This is a genomic window from Flavobacterium sp. FlaQc-52 (assembly GCF_044007495.1).
In the GTDB taxonomy this organism is placed as follows: domain Bacteria; phylum Bacteroidota; class Bacteroidia; order Flavobacteriales; family Flavobacteriaceae; genus Flavobacterium; species Flavobacterium cupriresistens.
Window position 1 is genome coordinate 262,362 of the sequence record NZ_JBIPCV010000002.1, and the last position, 20,828, is coordinate 283,189.

The following is a 20,828-nucleotide window of genomic DNA, read 5'->3' on the forward strand; positions in this document are numbered from 1 at the left end:
GTATCACAATCTTTCACAAATTAGCTTTTTAAAGAAGAGTTACGCATTCAAATTCTTGTTTGTAGCTTTTATAGGTATACATATTCCCCTTATCGGTATTTTGTTTTTTGTGCTTTATTTTGACACTTCTATTTCACCGGCTTCTGTTTTGGTTTTTTCTTTAATAATGACCTTACTGGCAACCGCGATAACACTCTTGGTTTTAAAGAATCTAATTGAGCCGATAGCAAAGGCTTCAAAATCTTTAGACGATTACAGAAATAACAGAAGATTATCGGTTTTGCCAACGGAATACAGTGATGAGGCGGGTTTGCTAATGTGTAATATTCAGGAGTCTATTTATGAAGCGGAAAGTTATATAAATGAAAAACAGGATTTAATTTATATGCTTTCGCATGATTTAAAAAACTTTGCAGGAAATCCTCAGGGTTTAGCCAATCTGATTATAAGCGAAAATCCGTCAGACTCGGTGAAACATCTGGCCAGTTTGATTTGTGAGTCCACTAATTTGCAATTTAGATATATCGATAATTTTATAAAATTGTTGAATGAACAGGATCAGATTGTAAAAATGAATCAGGAATTAAAAACGATTGTTTTCCCTAATATTTTGCCTTTTATCAATGAGCAGGTTGAACAACGACTGATTGATAAAAATATTAAGCTGACTTTGAGTTTAGAGTTATCTGAAGCTAAACTGAGAATCGAAGAAGGTTTGTTGGTTCAGGTTTTAGTGAATCTGATCAGTAACGCAATAAAATTTTCTTACTTTGATAGTGAAATTAAAGTGAGAATCTATTTTGAAGATGAAGAATTGATCATTACGGTCACTGACAAGGGGATTGGTTTTGACAAACATCAAATTGATGAATTGTTTAAAAAGTTCACCACAATGAGCCGATTAGGGACAGCAAAAGAATCCTCAACCGGAATTGGGCTTTATCTCTGTAAAAAAATCATAGAGAGAAATAGAGGTATCTTAAGTGCTACCAGTGAAGGGAAAAATAAAGGAGCTGAATTTAAAATCGTTTTTGAACTCTAATCAGGATCTTTTCTTGATGATTTCGTAATTGATAATGGTGAAAAAATAGAAACAAGTATCTGCTGTTATTTTTCCCAGAATAATTCCGAAGAAATAGTTTCCGCATAAGATTGGCATCCAATACATGCAAAAAGGGCGAACGACTAAAAAGTCTAAAAACGCCGGATATCCAAACTCTAAAACTAAATTTTTGACAAGAGATACCATCTCACCAAATGTGGTTGTTTTGTTTTGAAGTTTATTCTGCTGTGCAATTTTTCTATAAGAAGAAACCAGAATAGTCCCGTAAAAAGCAAGGTATTCGGCAAAGGTAATAAGGTAGGCTGTTGTTAATCCGCTGTAGATTGTGCTGAAGAATGAGGTCAGAAGTGCTGCTGTTGTACTTGCTAATTCAGCATATTTATACCTGTTAAACCATTCTTTGAAATTTGATTTTGTAAGCATTTTTGTTTGAAGTGACTAAGTTCCTGAGGAGCTAAGGTACTGAGTTTAATTTTGGAATGGAATTTTTTGTTTGAAGTGACTGAGTTTAGTCCTAATAATGGAAGATTCTGTTTAATTTGAATAAGATTCTGAGAGGCTAAAATGATAAATTTTGATTTACAATGAAAAGAAAATTTTTTGACTTAGCATCTCAGAAACTTAGTCTCTTTTTCTTAATCAAATAAATCAGAAGAAAGATAGCGATCCCCACGATCGCAGATTACAGCTACGATAACTCCCGATTCTAATTGTTCTGCTATTTTTAGAGCTACTGCAACAGAACCTCCGCTGCTCATTCCTGCAAAAACACCTTCTTCTAGGGCTAAACGTTTGGTCATTTGACGCGCTTCTTCTTCGCTGACATCAATCACAGTATCAACTTTTGAAGCATCAAAAATTTTAGGTAAGTATTCTTTTGGCCATTTGCGAATTCCCGGAATTTGAGAACCATCGCTTGGTTGTGCACCAATGATCTGAATGTCCTGATTTTTTTCTTTTAAATAAGTCGAAGTTCCAATGATTGTTCCGGTTGTTCCCATTGCCGAAACGAAATGGGTTACCGTTCCTTCCGTATCGTTCCAGATTTCAGGTCCCGTAGTTTTATAGTGTGCTTTCCAGTTGTCTTCATTGGCGAATTGATTTAACATCAAATAACCGCCTTCTGCGACCTTTTTGTCGGCGTAGTCACGCGAACCGATAATTCCTTCACTGGCAGGTGTTAAAATCACTGTAGCGCCATAAGCACGCATGGTCTGTGTTCGTTCTTTTGTAGAATCTTCCGGTAATACTAATTCTATTTCTATTTGAAACAATTGAGCGATCATCGCAAGCGCAATTCCCGTATTTCCACTGGTTGCTTCAATTAGTTTGTCTCCTTTTTTGATGTCGCCTCTTTCAAGTGCCGATGCGATCATGTTATAAGCGGCTCTGTCTTTTACGCTTCCGCCGGGATTATTTCCTTCTAATTTTAATAGCAGTTTTACATTTTTATTTTTAACCAAATTGACTGTTTCCATCAATGGTGTATTTCCAATTAGGTTTAGCAGTTTCTGTGGACCCATATTATCTTTTTTCTTTTATTTTAATTTCTGTAGTGGTGGTATTTGTTACAATAGAATCGGCAGGAATCGACTTGGTGATCCAGGCATTTCCTCCTACAATACTGTTTTTGCCAATAACGGTTTCTCCTCCTAAAATGGTCGCATTTGCGTAAATGCAAACATTTTTTTCAACGGTTGGGTGGCGTTTGGCATTTTTCATTTCTTTGCTTACACTCAAAGCACCTAAAGTAACACCCTGGTAAATTTTGACATGTTTTTCGATAACGGTGGTTTCTCCAATAACAATACCGGTGGCATGATCAATAAAAAACGGTGAAGCAATAGTAGCGCCGGCATGAATGTCGGTTCCGGTAATTCGATGTGCGTATTCACTCATTAATCTCGAGAAGAGTAGCAAGTCCATAAGGTACAATTCGTGACTTAATCGGTAAATAGCAATGGCGTAAAAGCCTGGATAAGCTAAATAAACCTCGTCAATACTGTTAGACGCAGGGTCATTTTCTAAAATATACTCCGCATCCTCATTTAGTTTTTCTAAGACGCCCGGAAGTTTTTCCAGAAAACGTTCCCAGATCGACTCGCACAAGTTTTCCGGTTTTTTGCAGGCCAGAATAGCAATCTCTTTAAATCGTACTTCAAGTTCCTGGATACTTTGATCTAATGCTGCATTAGAATCAAAAAGAGTGTAAAAAAGCTTTTCGGTAAAGTCTTCCGTTTTGGTTTTGATCCCGTAATTTATATTTAAATGACTTTTTAACGCTTTTATATTTTGTATGATAAGTTCTTTTGACACAATTGTAAAATTGAATGAATATTTTTGAAGCCTTAAAAGTAAGGTGTTTTTTGGAAACAAAGGCATGATTTGCCTAAAGAAATTTTGTTTTGCGAATTGGATTTGTGATAAATAAAGAAAAATAACAGACTACTAATTTATTGTGATTCGGAATAAGTTAAATGCTTAAATTAGCAGTTAAAACACATTAAAATGAAAAACAATCCGACTTTTAAAAGTGCTATTTCAAATTTGTCTTTCCCTGCAAAGGATAAAATTTCGGGAAAATCGATTCATGATCCTATTTTAGGCCTTATTGTAAAAGATTATCCGACTTTTTGCGATAGTGATTTCATAGCGGTTAAGGAATTGAATGCCTATCGTCAGAAATACATCTCCAATTATTTATCTACGGAGATTGGAGCCCTTTCGGATCTTGAAAAGAATGTTATTGAGTCATTAAAAGAAGATAAATCAATAGTGAGTATTGTTGAGGATGAAGATGAGAACAGAAGTTTTGGACAAAAAATAGCCGATAAGGTGGCTGATTTTGGAGGGAGTTGGACGTTTATAATCTCATTTCTGTTTTTTATCATCGTTTGGATTGCTTTGAATGTCTGGATTTTGGTGAATAAAGGTTTCGACCCTTATCCTTTTATTTTGCTTAATTTAATTTTATCCTGTATTGCCGCATTACAAGCTCCGGTAATTATGATGAGTCAGAACCGTCAGGAAGAAAAAGATAGAAATCGTGCCAAAAAAGATTATATGATTAACTTAAAATCGGAATTGGAAATTAGAATGATTCACGATAAAATTGATCATTTGATTATGCACCAACAACAGGAGTTAATCGAAATTCAGAAAGTACAAATCGAAATGATGGATGATATTCTAAACCAGATTAAAAAATAATTGGAGTGTAATATTTGGATTTAAAAGTGTTTATACCAATATCCCGCAACCATAAAAAGGGCATTTAGGATTCCGGAAATCCAAAGTAGTTTGGTGTAGTTTTTTGATTTGTCGAAATAATACAAAAGAATAAAACCCAAAAAAAGAAGCGTAGAATAGAGTGCTGGATACATCTTAAAAGCGGCTAAAAATTCACCCTGAAAAAGTAAGAATAAAGCACGTTGAAAACCACAGCCTAAACACTCTATTCCAAAGAGCGTTTTGAAAGGGCAGGGGAGCATATAATGTTCTAAACTCATGGGTTTTAATTTTTACAATTTTACAAAAAATATATGATAATGTTTCCGGAGGTAAGAACTGCTATTTTAAAGTTTCTTACTTTTGAGTTCTTATGATTTAAAAATATGAAAGCTTTTAAAATTTTAATAATGCTACTTGCCATATCGGTCGCTTTATATGAGCAGGTTTCGGCAGAGAAAAATGTCTATATCATGATAATTGCCATTGTGGTTTTCATGTATGGAATGATGCAGTTGAGTGCAAAAACACCAAGTAAAAACCAGGATAAAGAAGAAGAAGATGTTAAGTAAAGGAGATAAGGTTTCTGTTTTAGACGAGGCCATAAACGGAGTAGTGGTTTCAGTTAAAAACAAGGAGGTTTTGATTGAAACGGAGGATGGATTTATGATGACATTTTTTGTCAATGAATTGCTTAAAATGCAAGATACCAGTAATTTAATGAATTCTATTAAAAGAATTAATTTAGATGAGATTACAAAAGAGAAAACAGAGCCAAAACCAAGAAGTTTTGTGAAAGAACGCAAAGATAAACGCGAAATTTCGGCTCCGGAATTTGATTTGCATATCGAAAAACTGGTTCCGAACAAACGCGGAATGTCCAATTATGATATTTTAACTTTGCAGACGGAGACGGCAAAAAGACACATCGAATTTGCGATTAGAAACCGGATTCCGAAAATAGTTTTTATTCACGGAGTTGGTGAAGGAATTTTAAAATCAGAACTTGACTTTTTGCTGGGTCGATATGACGGAGTAGATTTTCAAGACGCCAATTATCAAAAATATGGCTTAGGAGCGACCGAAGTTTATTTTAGGCAAAATACCAAGTAAAGTACTTTTTGGGTGTGAGATCACCCAGAATATACGGTAAAAAAAAGTCCGTTTTCAGAACTAATTTTGAAATTAAATTAGCATGAAAACGGACTTCTTTTTTGTAAGAAAAAAAAACTTTTTTACAAACAGGAATTAAGGTTGGTTATTTCGTTAATAGTTCCCCCAATACATAACTGGTTCCTAAATTAACAAAGTTGTTTCCTTTTTTTATAGAAGTATTTTTAAGTACAATTGTGTGTTTGAACTGATTGTTTACAGCTGTAGTTGTGGTTACCTCTATAATACCACTTGTATTAGCTACACCATCGACTCCGGTCCAGGTTTCTTTTACTGTAGGTGTAGTTGGTATAGTTGTACCGCAAAAGTAATCGTCACTAACTGGAGGGCCAGTAAATAATTTATACAAAAGCTTGTTTACACTTGACCCGATTAACCCTCTTCTTGGGGAATTTGCAGCTGTTACTTCATTTTTAATTAATAGTGGGTCAATGGCATCAATTGTCATTGCAGATTTGGTATTGTAGGTGTAGATTTGTTTTGAAACAGGACATTGTACTAGTGGTCTGGTGAAGGCTAAATCCAGTTTATCCACATCAGCTACGGTTGTTGTAAAATCACCAAAAACAACCTGAGGTTGTGTGATATCCAGACTGGATACCGAATAGGTTATATTTTTAATGACAATATTATGACTGTATCCTGTAATTGTGATAGCATTGGTGGTTGAGTTTGTAGATGTTATTGCTGTAGTCGCAATTTCAATTCTTCCGGATTTTGCATACCATTCATTAATCACATTAGGTGTTGTGGGAGGAATGAAGTCGCATATGTTTGGTATTCCTACAGGTCCGTCGTAACTTCTATAGTAAAGCTTAAATTTATTATCATCGATCTGATATGTATTTGGTTTACCAGGAAGTGTTGGTTCGTTTTTGAAGGTGTCTTTGTCTAATTGTAAAAGCAGTGATTCCTGACTTTTAATTTTATAAACCAATTGATTGTTACTACTAGGACAACTAGAAGCTTGTTTGATGTCGCTAAAATCTAATGTTTCAACAGTTACATCACCATCATCGCAGCCGTTTAATATAAGGGCGAATAACAGAAGGCATGCATATTTTCTCATCATAAATATATTTGGGTCAAAAATAGTGAAAAATTTGGCAATTGATATTTAAGAATTCACAATTGATATTTCTTAACTTTGCCGCAATGAAAAAAGTATATCTCGATAACGCCTCGACAACTGCTATGCGTGCTGAAGTTATTCAGGAAATAACAAAAGTCATGACTGATGATTTTGGTAATCCATCTTCAACTCACAGCTTTGGACGAAACGGTAAAACAATTCTGGAGCTTTCCAGAAAAAGTATTGCCAAATACCTAAACTGTTCTGCACAGGAAATTATTTTTACCTCAGGAGGAACTGAGGCCAATAATTGGATCTTGCGTTCTGCAGTAAAGGATCTTAAAATAGAGCGTATTATTACGACCAAAATTGAACATCATGCTGTTTTATATACCGCCTTGGCTTTGCAAGCGGAGTATACTATTCAGGTTGATTATGTGAAAATCAATCCCGATGGAAGCATTGATTTGACTCATTTGTCCAATTTGTTGTCTGAAGAAAAGAAGACCATCGTAAGTTTAATGCATGTAAATAATGAAACCGGTACTATTTTGGATCTGGATAGGGTAAGTGTTATTTGCAAGCAATACAATACTTTGTTTCATTCTGATATGGTGCAATCTGTTGGCAAAACAGAAATAGACCTGCAAAAAACGCCTGTTGATTTTATTTCGGCTAGTGCGCATAAATTTCACGGTCCCAAAGGAGTCGGATTTGCTTTTATTCGAAGAAATTCGGGATTACAGCCTTCTATTTTTGGAGGAGAGCAGGAAAAAGGACTTCGCGCAGGTACAGAAGCCGTGCACCAAATTGCCGGAATGGCAAAAGCGTTGGCGCTCTCTTATGAAAATTTAGATCAGGAAAGAACATACATTTCAGATTTGAAAATGTATCTTATTGAGCAGCTTGAAATTCATTTCCCAGGCTTTAGAATCAACGGTAAAAAAGAAGATTTTTACAATATCATCAATATCATTCTTCCTTTTTCTTCCGATAAAACCGCTATGCTTTTGTTTAGTTTAGACATGAAAGGAATCGCAGTTTCCAGAGGAAGTGCCTGCCAATCCGGAAGTATTAAACCTTCCCATGTTTTAAAAGAAATGCTTTCAGAAGAAGATTTAAAACTACCAAACTTGCGAATTTCATTCAGTCATTACAATGCCAAAGAAGATATTGACTGGCTGATTGAGAGTTTGAAAACGGTTTAGTTTTTTTTAAAGTTTCTGAGGTTCTGAGAGGCTGAGTTTCTGAGTTTTTAGGTTTAGAGGCCTAAAGGTGCAAAGTGTGTAGATATAGCGAACTTTGCGTAAAACCTTGTCTTTACTTTGCGATTAAAAGGCTCGGAAAGATTTTCTTTTGCACCCAGATTTGGCAGATTGTACAGATTTTTCATAAAAAGTAAATAAAATCAGCCTAATCTGTCAAATCTGCGTCCAAAAAGAATAGGTATAAAATTAAAAAGAAGTCGTAATGCTACAATTAAACTTTACGAACCTTGATTAAATCATGTCATTGCATTTTTCAAATCAACAATTTAACCAAGACCATTTTACATTTCACACAAAAACTATTTGCGAATAACCTTCACCTGAGAATCGTTTGTTAATTTGATAATCGTTGATGGTTTTCCGGCAAGTTTATCCTGATTTAATTTTACCACATAATCAACACCTTTTACAATTTCGGGACTGATATCCTTAAAAGCGATGGGTGTTGGTTGTCCTGAAATATTAGCAGAAGTAGAAACCAATGGTTTTTTCATTCGCTCTAATAGTTTAAAACAAAAAGGCTCTTTTACGAGGCGGATTCCAAGCGAATTATCAGCTGCAATTATATTTGCAGCAACATTTCTCGGTTCATCTAAAATTAAGGTAGTTGGTTTTTCAGACAAGTCTAAAAGCTGCCAGGCAACTTCAGGAATGTTTTTAAAAACGTTGTACATCATTTTTTCTCCATTCATCAAAACAATCATACTTTGTGTTTCTGCACGTTGTTTGAGTTTGTATATTTTGGCAACTGCTTCCGGATTGGTGGCATCACAACCAATTCCCCAAACCGTATCGGTAGGGTAAAGGATGATTCCGCCTTCTTTAATAACTTCGTAGGCGTTGATTATTTCCTGATTGATATCCTGACTCATAATTGAAAAATTTACTTTGTAATTGTAATACTTCGTAAAAAACGATACCGCTTTTTATGAAGTTAATTTGTTTATAATAGCGACAATCTTCTCCAGATCAATGGTAGAAAGACCAACGTATAACGGCAGGCAAACTACTCGGGAGGCGATAGATTCTGATACCGGCATTTCAGCACCATTAGTATAAGTAATGGTATTTAAGGAAGGGTAGAAATAACGTCTTGGTATAATGTTTTCCTCTGCTAATGCCTCCTGAACTTTTAATAAGACAGCTTCAGATTCGAAAAGTAAAGGATAATAACTATGATTCCACTCTGTATTTTCTCTTATTTTTATGCTTTTAAGGTTTTCGAAATTCAAATGGGTATTGTAAAAATCAGTTACCTTTTTTCTTTCCGCAATAATATGCTCCATATAAGGAAAAAGAGCCAATCCCATGGCCGATTGCAGTTCTGAAATCTTAGCATTAATTCCAAGGCCGTGAAAGGCTAATGGTCCGTTATGTCCAAAATTATGACTGTAAAACAATTGCTGCTGTGTTGCATCGTCATTACAGAACATGGCACCACCTTCTCCGGTATGAAATAATTTGGTCGCGTGAAAACTGCAAGTGCTTACATCTCCAAAGTTAAATACTGATTGTTTGTTGTAGGTCACTCCAAAACAATGTGCAGCATCATAAATCACTTTCAGGTTGTGTTTTTTTGCAATAGTTTCTATCGCCTCAATATGACATGGATTTCCAAAAACATGAGTAGCCAGTATAGCAGTTGTTTTTGAAGTTATAGCAGCTTCAATTTTAGTTTCGTCTATCGTTAAGTATTCCGGATTGATGTCAACAAAAACAGGAGTGCAATTTTCCCATACAATAGCAGCCGAAGTAGCTACGTAAGAAAAAGGTGTAGTGATTATTTCTCCGCCTTTGCCAAATAGTTTTAAGGCAATTTGCAGCGGTATTGTACCGTTGTTAGTAATTGTAATATGAGGAACGTCCAGATATTTTTTAAGTTTATCTTCAAGTTCTAATGTGAGTTCACCACGATTTGTGAGCCAAACTTTATCCCAGGCACGCTTTACATAAGAATTGTATTCTTCTTGTGGAGGTAGAAAAGTTTTGGTAACAGGAATCATTTTATTATGGATTTAGTAAGTTTAATTAACCTTTAAGGGCAAACTATTGTTATATTTGCGGGGTAAAAATAACAAAAGAATGCTGATTTATCAGCATAAGCGGGAATTATAAAAAAGAGAACCTTTATTAGATGTACTTGAGGCTTTGAAAAACAATATTTTAAGAATCGTTTTCTTAGAATAAAGTAAAGGATTTCTCTTTTGTTTGGTACAAAAATAAAAACAGAATTAAAATAATACAAATTTAGGAATACTATGGAGATTAACACTTTTTTGCAAAATTTTGCAGACATTTTAGATGATACAGATGCAACATTAATAAAACAAGAAACTGTTTTTAGAGATTTGGAAGAATGGGATTCTCTTACGGCTTTGTCGTTAATCGCAATGGCAGATGAAGAATACACAGTGAAATTGACGGGAGATGATATTAAATCTTCCAATACATTAAATGATATCTTCGAAATAATCAAAAATAAAGGGTAATTGAAATGGCTACTTTTTCAGTAAATAATATTGCAATAAAAGGTATATCATGTTGCGTTCCGAAAAATACGGAGCGCAATATAGATTTAGATATATTGGCAGAAGATGAAATTCAGAAATTTATAGATGTAACCGGAGTGGAAGAGCGACGTGTTGCCGCTAAAGAAATCTGTACTTCTGATTTGTGCTGTGAGGCTGCTGAAAAAGTAATTAAAGACCTGAACTGGCAAAAAGAAGAAATAGAAATTTTAGTTTTTGTTTCGCAGACGGCCGATTATATTTTACCAATTTCTGCGGCGATACTTCAGGACAGACTGGGATTGCCAACAAGCTGTATTGCTTTTGATGTGCCTTTAGGATGTTCTGGTTATGTTTACGGCTTGTCGATTTTGGCAAGTATGATGAAAACAACAGGTATTAAAAAAGGATTATTGCTGGCAGGAGATACAATCAGTAAGATTGTTTCAAAAACAGACAAAAGTACGTTGCCTCTTTTTGGAGATGCAGGTTCAGCAACAGCATTAGAACTTTCGGATAATGCAGAATTGTTGTTTGATTTAGGTTCTGACGGATCGGGTTATAAAACCATTATTGTTCCTGACGGAGGATCAAGAAACAGAATCAACTCTGATTCACTACAAGTACAAACAATCGAAAAAGGAATAGAAAGAAGTTCTTGCGATTTGGTTTTAGACGGAATGGATGTTTTTAGCTTTGGCATTACACAAGCACCAAAAACGGTCAACAAACTTATCGCTGCATTTGAACTTGATAAAGATCAGATTGACTATTTTGTTTTTCATCAGGCCAATATGATGATGAACAAAATGATCGCAAAAAAATTAAAACTACCACTAGAGAAAGTCCCGTATTCTTTGAAAAATTTCGGAAATACGTCTTCTGCAACCATACCACTGACTATTGTTTCTGAGTTAAAAGAAGCAGTTTTAAATAAACCGTCAAATTTAATCATGTGCGGCTTTGGTGTAGGTTTATCATGGGGTACAATGTTAGCAAAAGACTGCAAAATAGAATCTCTAGAATTAATTGAATTATAAATTATGATTACATTAGAAGATAAAAACATATTGGTTACCGGTGCCTCTTCAGGAATAGGAAGACAGATTGCTATTACTGCTTCTGAGTTGGGTGCAAAATTGACCATTATCGGAAGAAATGTTGAAAAATTAAATGAAACATTATCTTTATTAAAAGGAAATGATCATAAAGTACATATAATCGATCTTTCTGATTCTGCTAATTTAGCAACCTTAATAAGCGAAAGTACTCCTTATGACGGTGTTGTTTTTAATGCCGGTGTGGTAGAATATTTACCGGTTAAATTCTTAAATGAGAATAAAATAAATGCTGTTTTTGGTACCAATTTTGACAGTAATGTGGTGCTGAGTCAGAAATTAATGAAAGGTAAATTATTGAAAAAAGGAGGGTCATTAGTATTTGTATCGTCCATTTCTTCAAAATTAGGAGTTCCGGGTACCGCAATGTATACCGCATCAAAAGCAGCTTTGAGTGCTTTCTCAAAGGTTTTAGCTTCAGAATTGGCTTCACAAGGGATAAGATCTAATAGTGTGAGCCCCGGAATTATAAAAACGGCAATGACTGAGCAGGCAAGTGATGTAGTATCTGATGAAGAATTAAAGAAAGCAGAATCGGAGTATCCTTTAGGTTATGGCGAACCGGCCGATGTTGCGGGATTAATCATGTATTTGCTAAGTGATGTAAGTAAATGGATGACAGGCTCTGATCTGATTATTGATGGAGGATTTACACTGAAATAAAAGAATATGAATTCAAATATACCTGCTGTACATTATTATGACAATGCTATTTTCGCCAAGGAAAGCGAAATGCTGTTTAATAAAGTGTGGCATTTTGTAGGGTTTAAATCTGATTTTGAAAAAGACAATGACTTTGTTACACTAAAAATCTCAGATACCCCAATTGTGGTTCAAAATGTTAGAGGAAACATTAAAGCTTTTTTGAATGTTTGCTCGCATCGGTTTTCGATAATTCAGCAAGAACAATCAGGGAACAGACCTTTAATGTGTCCGTATCATGGCTGGGCATATGATAAAGACGGGATTCCAAGTGGAATTCCGAAGAAACCCTTGTTTAAAAAGTTTTCTAAAGAGGAGCTTTGCGAAATGAAACTTAAAGAATTTAAAGTTTCATTTTGTGGTAATTTATGTTTTGTTTCCGCAAATGAAAATGTAGAACCTCTGGAAGATTTTATAGGTGTTTTTTATAATGAATTGGAAGAAATGTCTTTGTCTTTAGGAGATAAAATAGATGTTAATACAATGGAAATTAGATCTAATTGGAAAGTTATTGTTGAAAATACCTTAGAAAGTTATCATGTAGGTTTGGTTCATGCCGAAACGCTTGCCAAGTTAGAGCCATCCGGATTAGACTTCGAATTTGACGAAAACAACTCCAGTTGGACCAGTGAATTGAATATTGCAAGAGATAAAGGAGGTTATAAAAAAATAGATACTTATTTTTCACCAAGAGCTTACGACATTGGAGGGTATAAGCACATATTGATTTTTCCAAATTTATTGATCTCAACTACACACGGTATATCGTATAATTATTCTGTTATTGAGCCAGTTTCGCCGGATATTTCAAAATTTACAAGTTATGTTTTTACAGCATCAACTGAAAATACTAAGGAAAAATCGATTTTGATTAAAGGTTTTGAAGAATCATTAATCAACTTCAACCGACAAGTATTTGATGAAGATAAAACAGTTTGTCAACTAGTTCAGCAAGGAGTAAGACACACGAATTTGTCCGGAAAACTTTCGGATGAGGAAGAACGTGTACATCATTTTCAAAAAACGTATTTAAAATTTTTACAGCATGAAAGCTAATATTCAAGCTATTTCGTATTATTTGCCAGAAGAAATTTTATCTAATGATTTGATTAATCAGGAATTTCCGGAATGGGACATTGAGAAAATCAGTTCTAAAACGGGGATCAATGTCAGACATATTAGTGCCAAAGACGAATTTTCGTCCGATATGGCTGTAAAAGCTGCCGAAAAATTATTCAAAGAGCACAATATCGATCGATCAAAAATTGATTTTTTATTATTTTGCACACAAAGTCCGGATTATTTTTTGCCAACAACCGCCTGTATAATTCAGGAGAGATTAGGTCTTGAAACCACAATTGGCGCATTAGATTATAATTTAGGATGTTCCGGTTTTGTATATGGTTTAAGTCTCGCTAAGGGTTTAATTGCGGGCGAAATGGCTAAAAACATTTTGCTGATCACTTCAGAAACCTATACCAAGTTTATACATCCAAAAGACAAAAGCAATAAAACGATTTTCGGAGACGCTGCTGCTGCAACCTTAATTTCCAGTGAAAAAGGGTTTTGCTCCATTGGTAATTTTGTTTTTGGAACAGACGGTAAAGGCGCTGAGAACTTAATAGTAAAACAAGGCGGAATGCGTTTTCCGGTTTTAGAGGACAATGAAGATATAAGTGATGAATTTGGAAATGTTCGAAACGATAAAAATTTGTTTATGAACGGCAGTGAGATTTTTAATTTCACAGGTGAATTTGTTCCGAAATTGATTCAGGGAATGCTTGAAAAAGCAAGTTTAAGTCAAGATGATATTGATTTGTTTGTTTTTCATCAGGCCAATAAATACATGCTGAATTATCTTAGGAAGAAAATAAAAATAACAGAAGATAAGTTTTATATCAGTATGCAACATTGCGGTAATACTGTTTCATCAACAATTCCGATTGCTTTATATGAAGCCTTAAAAGAAGGAAAGTTGGAGCATCGTAAAAATATGGTATTGGCTGGTTTTGGAGTTGGATATTCTTGGGGAGCCTGTAATTTAATAATAGAATAATGAAAAACTTAATAATAATAGGAGCAAGAGGTTATGGACGTGAAGTTTATAATTTAGCCCTACAGTGTGAAGGTTATGAAAAAGACTATGTAGTAAAAGGTTTTTTAGACGATAAAGCGGATGCCTTAGTTGGTTTTGAAGGGTATCCTGAAATTATCGGCACTGTTGAAGATTATGTAATTGAGGAGAATGATGTCTTTTGCTGCGCTTTGGGTAGCGTAAAATGGAAAAAGCATTATATCGAGTTAATCATTGCTAAAGGAGGACAGTTTATTAATTTAATACATCCTACCGTAATTATTCATACCAATGTAAAACTGGGTACTGGACTGATCTGTTTTATGTATTCTAATATTAGTAACGATTCGGTTTTAGGTGACTTTGTAACGATACAAGGCTTTGTCGCTATCGGACACGATTCTAAAATTGGAAAATGGTGTCACCTGAACGCTTACAGCTTTACGGGCGGATACGCAATGCTGGAAGACGAGGTTTGTCTAAATACAAGAGCAACAGTTTTACCAAATGTAATTATCAGAAAAGGAGCAACGGTCGGAGCAGCCAGTTTGGTAATAAAAAATGTAAAAGAAAATACTACGGTTTTTGGCGTTCCCGCCAGAAAGATGGATTTTTAATTCAATTAAAGAGCCTCAGGAGAATTTATAAGATCACAAAACAGCTATGAAAACGGAGCTGTAATTCTTTATGTATAATGCCTTGTGTTTAAGCTTAAATAAAAAATAAAAAATATCTAGTATGAAAGATCAAAATGCTATTATTTCAAATTGGATAAATAATGGAGGTGAGCCTTTAGTAAGTATTGTTTGTACTACTTTTAATCATGAGGATTTTATAGGTGAGACTTTAAAAGGTTTTTTGATTCAGGAAACGAATTTTCCTTTTGAAATAATTGTACATGATGATGCCTCCACAGATCGTACTGCCGTTATTGTTAAAGAATTTGCAGATAAATATCCGTTAATCATTAAACCGATTTACCAAACAGTTAATCAGTATTCCAGAAAAGACATTAATATCTGGAGCGACATTACATTTCCTGAAGCAAAAGGAAAATACATGGCGCTGTGCGAAGGAGATGATTATTGGATCGATGCTTTAAAATTGCAAAAACAAGTTGATTTCTTAGAAAACAATGCGGATTATGTCATCACATGGACGGACTTTTTTACGAAAAAGGAAAGTGAAATGGTTTCGAATGACTTTAAAGAGGCACTACCGGATATCTATACAATTGACTTTGATAATTTATTTGATCCTTATTGTACCTATACTTTAACATCATTGTTTAGAAAAACGGCTGTTGATCCTCTTGAGTATAGAAAATTTGTTCATAGTAAGGATAATACGCTTTATGCGTTGGTGTTGTGCAATGGAAAAGGAGCTTATATGAATTTCCAAAGTTCCGTTTATAGATGGCATGCAGGAGGAATATACTCTTTGCAGAAGCCTTTTGTTCAGCGTTATTCTTCCTATCAGAATGTTAAAGAAATTTACGAATTCATTCCTCAGTCGCGAACGGCAAATATTAAGCGTGTTGTGAAATCATTATTGAAAGCCTCAGCAAATGAAGCTTTAAAAACGGTGAACGATAAAACAATTGATAACACAAATCAAAAGACTGCAATTAAAGAGTTCTTAAATCAGGCCTCTATTGGAACTCGAATCAAATTTTTTATACGTTCTGTAAAGAATAAAATACTAAAGTAAATTGATTCGACCGCATAGAAGCATAGGTAATAAAGACTAAAAAGGCGTTTTATTTAGAATACATTACATTAGACTATGTAAATAAAAAAAAGGTGTTTTTTTTGAAACACCTTAAATCGTCAATTCTAAAACTATGTTTCTATGTGTTAAATAGTAGTTATCTGAATTATCTCCAACGGATTACTGAAGTGGAAAAAAAACTACTTTTTCCAGCCAATTAAAGATTTGAAAAATAAAATAATTTTATCAAGACCATTTATTTTTCCAAACAACTTTTTGTCGGTTTCTTTTAACTGATTGTAGAAAGCCAAGTTATAATTACCGGCATTTCTTATTGTACGCAATAAGGTTTTGGTAATGTGGCTTTCAAGTAATTCGGAATTGTAATTGTTAAGTTTGTTATTTTGTTCAATCAAATGTTTTGCTGCTGCAATAACCTGAAGTATTTCTTCTGAAGACAACCCTTTTTTTAACGATACTGCATTTAAGTAAGAATCAATTTTCGGGTCTGAGCTTTCAATTCCAAATTGGCTCAATTGATTGATTTTAACCTTTCTTACTGATCGGTTTACATTGTCAATTTTGGTTTTGCTGATGTTGTTATCGTGCTGTCTGTAGTCTAGTAAGGATTCGGGGATGTTGTAAAAGGCCGTTTTAGCCGATAATCTGCTCCATAAATCATAATCTTCCACAGGTACATATTCGTTGTCGAATTGAGCGTTGTTTAAGGCTGTTTTTCGAAGCATCACAGTTGGATTTCCTATAACGCAGCTGTGTAGAAATGAAATTTTTATAGCGTCAGGTTTCTCGCTGTGTTTTATGAGTTTGTTCTTTTTTGATCCAAAAAAAGTAAACCAGGTTCCGCATACTCCAATCTCGGGATTGTTTTTTAAAACCGCAATTTGTTTCTCAAAACGTGTTGGCAATGCGATATCATCTGCATCCATCAAAGCGATGAAATCTCCCTTAGCGATTTTCAGACCTTCATTTCTAAGATTTGCCGGACCAACGTTAATGTCTTTGTTGATTATAATAATTCTCGAATCGTTTCGTTGATAATTAGAGATTACTTCCAGGCTATTGTCGGTAGATTTATCGTTAAGAATAATTAGTTCAAAATTCGTGAAAGTCTGCTTTAGAATGCTTTCGATACTTTCAGCTAAAAAATTACCTGCATTGTAAACGGGCATTATAACAGAAATTTCGGGAGTTGCCATAAACTTAGTTTTTTATTAAAATGGCAAATATATAATATAAACTTAGTCTATTTTGTATAATTTAAAAGTAATTTTGTATGATAATTTGCGAATGTTTCTATCTTTGTTTTTTTTAACAAAATTTTAAATGAAAAGAATACAGGTTGGTTTTTTGGTCTCTTATGATTACGAATTGCTTAAGAATGCTATACCTCAGGTATATAAGGAATCCGACTCAATTTTTTTAGCAATTGATAAGGATAGAAAGACTTGGAAAGGGGAGTCTTTTACGGTTGAAGACAGTTTTTTTCAGTGGATTAAATCAGTTGATGTTGATTCAAAAATTCAAATTGTGGAAGATAATTTCTATTGTCCGGAATTAACAAGTATGGAATGCGAAGTTCGCGAGCGTAAAATCCTTGCAGAAAAAATGGGAATTGGAAATTGGCTGATCCAATTGGATGCCGATGAATATTTTTTGGATTTTAAAGAGTTTGTCTCTTTTCTGAGATCTAAAAACCATTATTTGGATAACCCTAAAAAACAGCAGGTTCAGATTTCTCCTTTTTTAATTAATATGTACAAATGGGTTGAGAATGGGGTGCTGTATGTTGAGAAACCAACAAAAATCATGGTGGCTACCAATTATCCAAGTTATAGAGTCGGACGTCAGACCCGTAAAAGAATTATTTATTACAAAGGAGCCGTCCTTCATGAATGCCTTTCCAGAACAAAAGAAGAGCTGCAAATGAAGTTCAATAACTGGGGACACGATACCGATATCAATAAATACGAGTTTCTTGAAAAGTGGGAAGCTGTAAATGAGAGCAATTATAAAGAGATGCGCAATTTCTTCTATATAGAGCCTGAAAAATGGAAAAAACTGGCTTTCGTAAAAGGGACCACATTTAAAGAAATTGAGCAAAATTTAGATTTCCTAAATGTACTTCCAACATTTTCGTACATCTCAAAGAAAAACTTCGGACAATGGTTCAAACATTTATTTAAGTAATTCTATTTTAGAATATCCTTATAAATTTTCAAATAATCAGCAGCAGCAACTTTCCAATCGAAACTTGCTGCTCTTTTTTTCATCTCTGTTTCGATTAGGTTTTTGTTATTTTCAAAATGATCCAGTCCGTTTAGTAATATCTCTTTCATGTATTCGGGATCAAAATCGGACCAATAATTAGCCATTTCGCCACCAATCTCAGGTAAAGAAGTTTTATCAGATAAAAAGACCGGTTTGCCAAAACTCATTGCTTCAATAGGAGGTAAACCAAATCCTTCTCGTATAGACGGGAAAAGAAATGCAGTACAGTTTTTCATGTAAAATTGTTTTCCCTCATCACTGATTTTACCCGTTAAAAAAACCTGATTTTGAAGTTCGTTTTTCTGTATAAGGTCTTTTACCACCTGTCCGTATTTCCTGTCGTTATTTCCGGAAATAATCAAATTAAAATCTTTCATTAACCTCATCATGTTAATGATAGAGGTGTAGTTTTTTCTTTCTATAAAATCTCCTATAGTGTAGAAAAAGGGCTTGTCCAGAGGAACTGCACTTACAAAACCCGAAGTGTCTAATAAAGTAGAAATAGGATTTCCGTTGTGTATAACATGTTCGGAAACATTCGGTACATTAAAATAATCATGAGTCTGCTTTTTTGCAAATTCAGAAATATAAGTAATGGCGGTTGCTTTATTTAATTTATCAATAAAAAGCCGATTTTTTCTATTACTCATATCAGAAGATACCTCTTCTACAAAATTAACATCATGAATAGTTAAAAGATATTTAGAAGGTGTTCTGGGTTCTAATTTAGAGTTTTGATTGACAGAATGCCATAAATCAAATTTAGAAAAAGGTCTAAAAGCTTTATGTCTGTGTAATGTTCTGTATTTATGGTATTGGAATAAATCGCCAAATTCGTCTTTTAGTAGTTGAGGATTTCCTGCGTTGAGGTGTAGCTCTAAATTTTCAAAATTGTGATGCTGTAAACCTTTAATCAATTCGTAATTAAAAGTACCTAATCCGGTTGCTCTGTTATTAATGTTATGTGTCTCTAAAAAAACACTTTTTGTCTCTGACATTAATTCTTTTTTTTTACGAAAATACAATAATAATTTGAAGTCTAATATTCTATATGTATTTTTGTGAGTCAATAAAATATAACTAAATGAATTTCAAGGTAAATCCAATTTTTAAAAATAGTACCGAGTCAATATTTAAGAATATTGAGACATTTAGTACATCAGGAACTCTTTTTGGGAATGGTGATCGAAATAAAATAAAGCTTTTTAGTTTAAATGAGGAGACCATTAATATCAAATCATTTAAAATCCCCAATATTGTTAATAAAATCGCCTATAAATACTTTAGGAAATCCAAAGCCAAGCGCTCTTTTGAATTTGCTACTATCTTATTAGAAAAAGGGATTGGAACTCCTACGCCCCTTGCATTTCTTGAAAATTTTAGCTGGGTTGGATTAAGAGACAGCTATTATGTAAGCCAGCATTTGGTAACGGAATTGACTTATAGAGAACTGGTAGAAATCGCGGATTATCCGGATTATGAGAACATTTTGCGACAGTTCACTAAATTTACTTTTGATTTGCATGAAAAAGGAGTAGAGTTCTTAGATCATTCACCCGGAAACACTTTAATCAAGAAAAAGGAAGCCAATCAATATGATTTTTTTCTGGTCGATTTAAATCGAATGAATTTTCATGAAAATATGAGTTTTGAACAACGTATGAATAATTTCAGACGTTTAACTCCAAAGAAAGAAATGATTGCGGTGATGAGTAATGAATATTCAAAGTTCTATACCGCTAAATCTGAACTGGAGATTTTTGAGCAGATGTGGCAAGATACAACGCAGTTTCAGGAAGAGTTTGCAAAAAAGAAAAGACTTAAAAAGAAACTTAAATTCTGGAAGTCTTAAGTGATGTCATTCGGATTTTTTTAAGTTCCTGAAAACGTATCGCCACACTCATGGCATTAAGATAACAAATTATGATTCCTTTTTTACCGTCTAAAAAACCAAAGCGAAGCAAGTATTGATTCAGAAACTGGTAAAGCGGACGGATATAAAAATGAAAAAAGTTAGGATTGGTTTTCTTTAACAGTTCTTCCTGCGCCTTTAACTTCCCGTAAAAAATCATTTTTTGCTTGTAGTCCTCGTAATTGGAATACGAATGATGAATCAGTTTGTGTTTTAATTTGCCGGTTTTTCCGTTTACAATTAATTTCTCGTGAACAATCTTTTCGATGTTATAAATGGCATTTTCTTTTTTGAAAAGACGAATGATTTTATCTGTTTGCCAGCCACTAAAACGTAATTTTTTATTTTCGAAAATGAAATTGCGATACATGAAATAGGCAGGACAACTGTCGGCTTCATTAATTATAGCGTTGATTTCCTGCTGCAATTTCGGAGTTATTCTTTCGTCCGCATCAATAAAAAGAATCCATTGATTGGAAGCAAGGCTCAGTGCATAATTTCGTTGCAAAGCAAAGTTGTCAAACACATGTTGAAAAACTTTTACATTTTTAAAGCTTGAGGCAATTGCTACTGTTTGATCCGTGCTAAAAGAATCAACAACGATTATTTCATCTGCAAAAGACAGATTGAGAAGCGCTTCTTTTATATTTGACTCCTCATTATAAGTGATAAGCAAGGCCGATAAAAGTTGTTTTTCAGGCAATATCATTTT

General features: G+C 34.0%; 24 protein-coding genes. 14 read left to right on the forward strand and 10 right to left on the reverse strand.

Annotation, left to right across the window (positions count from 1 at the left end):
- Positions 1-55: 55 nt before the first annotated feature.
- Complete coding sequence (locus tag ACHRV5_RS04875; protein ID WP_395425976.1) at positions 56-1,042, forward strand: sensor histidine kinase; 987 nt, start codon at positions 56-58, stop codon at positions 1,040-1,042.
- Here ACHRV5_RS04875 and ACHRV5_RS04880 read toward each other — a convergent pair whose 3' ends face one another.
- The 3 genes from ACHRV5_RS04880 to epsC form a co-directional block, all read right to left on the reverse strand.
- The gene (locus ACHRV5_RS04880; RefSeq protein ID WP_230001526.1) at positions 1,043-1,486 is read right to left on the reverse strand and encodes a hypothetical protein; all 444 of its coding nucleotides are present in this window, start codon (positions 1,484-1,486) and stop codon (positions 1,043-1,045) included.
- Positions 1,487-1,698: 212 nt separating this feature from the next.
- Positions 1,699-2,586 carry a cysteine synthase CysM gene (cysM, locus tag ACHRV5_RS04885; RefSeq protein ID WP_395425977.1) on the reverse strand — a complete coding sequence of 296 codons (888 nt, stop codon included), beginning with the start codon at positions 2,584-2,586 and terminating at the stop codon, positions 1,699-1,701.
- Position 2,587: 1 nt separating this feature from the next.
- The gene (gene epsC / locus ACHRV5_RS04890) at positions 2,588-3,379 is read right to left on the reverse strand and encodes a serine O-acetyltransferase EpsC (RefSeq protein ID WP_047776320.1); all 792 of its coding nucleotides are present in this window, start codon (positions 3,377-3,379) and stop codon (positions 2,588-2,590) included.
- 192 nt (positions 3,380-3,571) lie between these two features.
- On the opposite strand from epsC, the gene ACHRV5_RS04895 reads away from it, so the two are divergent.
- A complete protein-coding gene (locus tag ACHRV5_RS04895; RefSeq protein WP_395425978.1) occupies positions 3,572-4,273 on the forward strand; it encodes a DUF1003 domain-containing protein in 702 nt (233 codons plus the stop codon).
- Between the two features lie 20 nt (positions 4,274-4,293).
- Here the strand turns inward: ACHRV5_RS04895 and ACHRV5_RS04900 are convergent, their stop codons facing one another.
- Positions 4,294-4,572 (reverse strand): DUF2752 domain-containing protein, encoded by a 279-nt coding sequence (locus ACHRV5_RS04900; protein ID WP_395425979.1) that lies wholly within the window; start codon positions 4,570-4,572, stop codon positions 4,294-4,296.
- Positions 4,573-4,677: 105 nt separating this feature from the next.
- Here ACHRV5_RS04900 and ACHRV5_RS04905 point away from each other — a divergent pair, with 105 nt between their 5' ends.
- Together ACHRV5_RS04905 and ACHRV5_RS04910 are read left to right on the forward strand one after the other, a co-directional pair.
- The gene (locus ACHRV5_RS04905) at positions 4,678-4,863 is read left to right on the forward strand and encodes a hypothetical protein (RefSeq protein WP_230001531.1); all 186 of its coding nucleotides are present in this window, start codon (positions 4,678-4,680) and stop codon (positions 4,861-4,863) included.
- The gene (locus tag ACHRV5_RS04910) at positions 4,853-5,404 is read left to right on the forward strand and encodes a Smr/MutS family protein (RefSeq protein ID WP_395425980.1); all 552 of its coding nucleotides are present in this window, start codon (positions 4,853-4,855) and stop codon (positions 5,402-5,404) included. The genes ACHRV5_RS04905 and ACHRV5_RS04910 overlap by 11 nt, the downstream gene beginning before the upstream one ends.
- Positions 5,405-5,549: 145 nt before the next feature.
- On the opposite strand, the gene ACHRV5_RS04915 is transcribed toward ACHRV5_RS04910, so the two are convergent.
- Complete coding sequence (locus ACHRV5_RS04915) at positions 5,550-6,536, reverse strand: hypothetical protein (RefSeq protein ID WP_395425981.1); 987 nt, start codon at positions 6,534-6,536, stop codon at positions 5,550-5,552.
- Positions 6,537-6,619: 83 nt separating this feature from the next.
- Between ACHRV5_RS04915 and ACHRV5_RS04920 the strand changes: the two genes are divergently transcribed.
- On the forward strand, positions 6,620-7,744 hold the full coding sequence (locus tag ACHRV5_RS04920) for a cysteine desulfurase family protein (protein WP_395425982.1): 1,125 nt from the start codon (positions 6,620-6,622) through the stop codon (positions 7,742-7,744).
- Between the two features lie 359 nt (positions 7,745-8,103).
- Here the strand turns inward: ACHRV5_RS04920 and ACHRV5_RS04925 are convergent, their stop codons facing one another.
- Positions 8,104-8,676: an L-threonylcarbamoyladenylate synthase gene (locus tag ACHRV5_RS04925; RefSeq protein WP_047776201.1), complete on the reverse strand. Its 573-nt coding sequence runs from the start codon at positions 8,674-8,676 to the stop codon at positions 8,104-8,106.
- Between the two features lie 54 nt (positions 8,677-8,730).
- On the reverse strand, positions 8,731-9,807 hold the full coding sequence (locus tag ACHRV5_RS04930) for a DegT/DnrJ/EryC1/StrS family aminotransferase (RefSeq protein WP_395425983.1): 1,077 nt from the start codon (positions 9,805-9,807) through the stop codon (positions 8,731-8,733).
- Between the two features lie 255 nt (positions 9,808-10,062).
- Between ACHRV5_RS04930 and ACHRV5_RS04935 the strand changes: the two genes are divergently transcribed.
- The 7 genes from ACHRV5_RS04935 to ACHRV5_RS04965 all read left to right on the forward strand — a co-directional run bounded on the left by ACHRV5_RS04935 (position 10,063) and on the right by ACHRV5_RS04965 (position 15,915).
- Complete coding sequence (locus tag ACHRV5_RS04935; RefSeq protein WP_047776198.1) at positions 10,063-10,293, forward strand: phosphopantetheine-binding protein; 231 nt, start codon at positions 10,063-10,065, stop codon at positions 10,291-10,293.
- 5 nt (positions 10,294-10,298) lie between these two features.
- Entirely contained in the window at positions 10,299-11,351 is a 1,053-nt protein-coding gene (locus ACHRV5_RS04940) for a 3-oxoacyl-ACP synthase III family protein (protein ID WP_047776197.1), read from the forward strand.
- Positions 11,352-11,354: 3 nt separating this feature from the next.
- Positions 11,355-12,092, forward strand: coding sequence for an SDR family NAD(P)-dependent oxidoreductase (locus tag ACHRV5_RS04945; RefSeq protein WP_395425984.1), 738 nt, complete (start codon positions 11,355-11,357; stop codon positions 12,090-12,092).
- Between the two features lie 6 nt (positions 12,093-12,098).
- A complete protein-coding gene (locus ACHRV5_RS04950; protein WP_395425985.1) occupies positions 12,099-13,187 on the forward strand; it encodes an aromatic ring-hydroxylating dioxygenase subunit alpha in 1,089 nt (362 codons plus the stop codon).
- Positions 13,177-14,187 carry a 3-oxoacyl-ACP synthase III family protein gene (locus ACHRV5_RS04955; RefSeq protein WP_047776191.1) on the forward strand — a complete coding sequence of 337 codons (1,011 nt, stop codon included), beginning with the start codon at positions 13,177-13,179 and terminating at the stop codon, positions 14,185-14,187. The genes ACHRV5_RS04950 and ACHRV5_RS04955 overlap by 11 nt, the downstream gene beginning before the upstream one ends.
- Entirely contained in the window at positions 14,187-14,822 is a 636-nt protein-coding gene (locus ACHRV5_RS04960) for a sialic acid O-acetyltransferase (RefSeq protein ID WP_395425986.1), read from the forward strand. The genes ACHRV5_RS04955 and ACHRV5_RS04960 overlap by 1 nt, the downstream gene beginning before the upstream one ends.
- Positions 14,823-14,943: 121 nt before the next feature.
- Positions 14,944-15,915: a glycosyltransferase family 2 protein gene (locus ACHRV5_RS04965; protein WP_395425987.1), complete on the forward strand. Its 972-nt coding sequence runs from the start codon at positions 14,944-14,946 to the stop codon at positions 15,913-15,915.
- A 200-nt stretch (positions 15,916-16,115) separates the two neighbouring features.
- Here the strand turns inward: ACHRV5_RS04965 and ACHRV5_RS04970 are convergent, their stop codons facing one another.
- On the reverse strand, positions 16,116-17,132 hold the full coding sequence (locus ACHRV5_RS04970) for a glycosyltransferase family 2 protein (RefSeq protein ID WP_395425988.1): 1,017 nt from the start codon (positions 17,130-17,132) through the stop codon (positions 16,116-16,118).
- Positions 17,133-17,259: 127 nt separating this feature from the next.
- Here ACHRV5_RS04970 and ACHRV5_RS04975 point away from each other — a divergent pair, with 127 nt between their 5' ends.
- Positions 17,260-18,123 carry a hypothetical protein gene (locus ACHRV5_RS04975; protein WP_395425989.1) on the forward strand — a complete coding sequence of 288 codons (864 nt, stop codon included), beginning with the start codon at positions 17,260-17,262 and terminating at the stop codon, positions 18,121-18,123.
- Between the two features lie 2 nt (positions 18,124-18,125).
- Here the strand turns inward: ACHRV5_RS04975 and ACHRV5_RS04980 are convergent, their stop codons facing one another.
- Positions 18,126-19,202: a glycosyltransferase family 4 protein gene (locus tag ACHRV5_RS04980; RefSeq protein WP_395425990.1), complete on the reverse strand. Its 1,077-nt coding sequence runs from the start codon at positions 19,200-19,202 to the stop codon at positions 18,126-18,128.
- Positions 19,203-19,288: 86 nt separating this feature from the next.
- Between ACHRV5_RS04980 and ACHRV5_RS04985 the strand changes: the two genes are divergently transcribed.
- Entirely contained in the window at positions 19,289-20,056 is a 768-nt protein-coding gene (locus ACHRV5_RS04985; protein WP_395425991.1) for a Kdo domain containing protein, read from the forward strand.
- Here ACHRV5_RS04985 and ACHRV5_RS04990 read toward each other — a convergent pair.
- A complete protein-coding gene (locus tag ACHRV5_RS04990; protein WP_395425992.1) occupies positions 20,037-20,825 on the reverse strand; it encodes a glycosyltransferase family 2 protein in 789 nt (262 codons plus the stop codon). The genes ACHRV5_RS04985 and ACHRV5_RS04990 overlap by 20 nt on opposite strands.
- Positions 20,826-20,828: the final 3 nt, after the last annotated feature.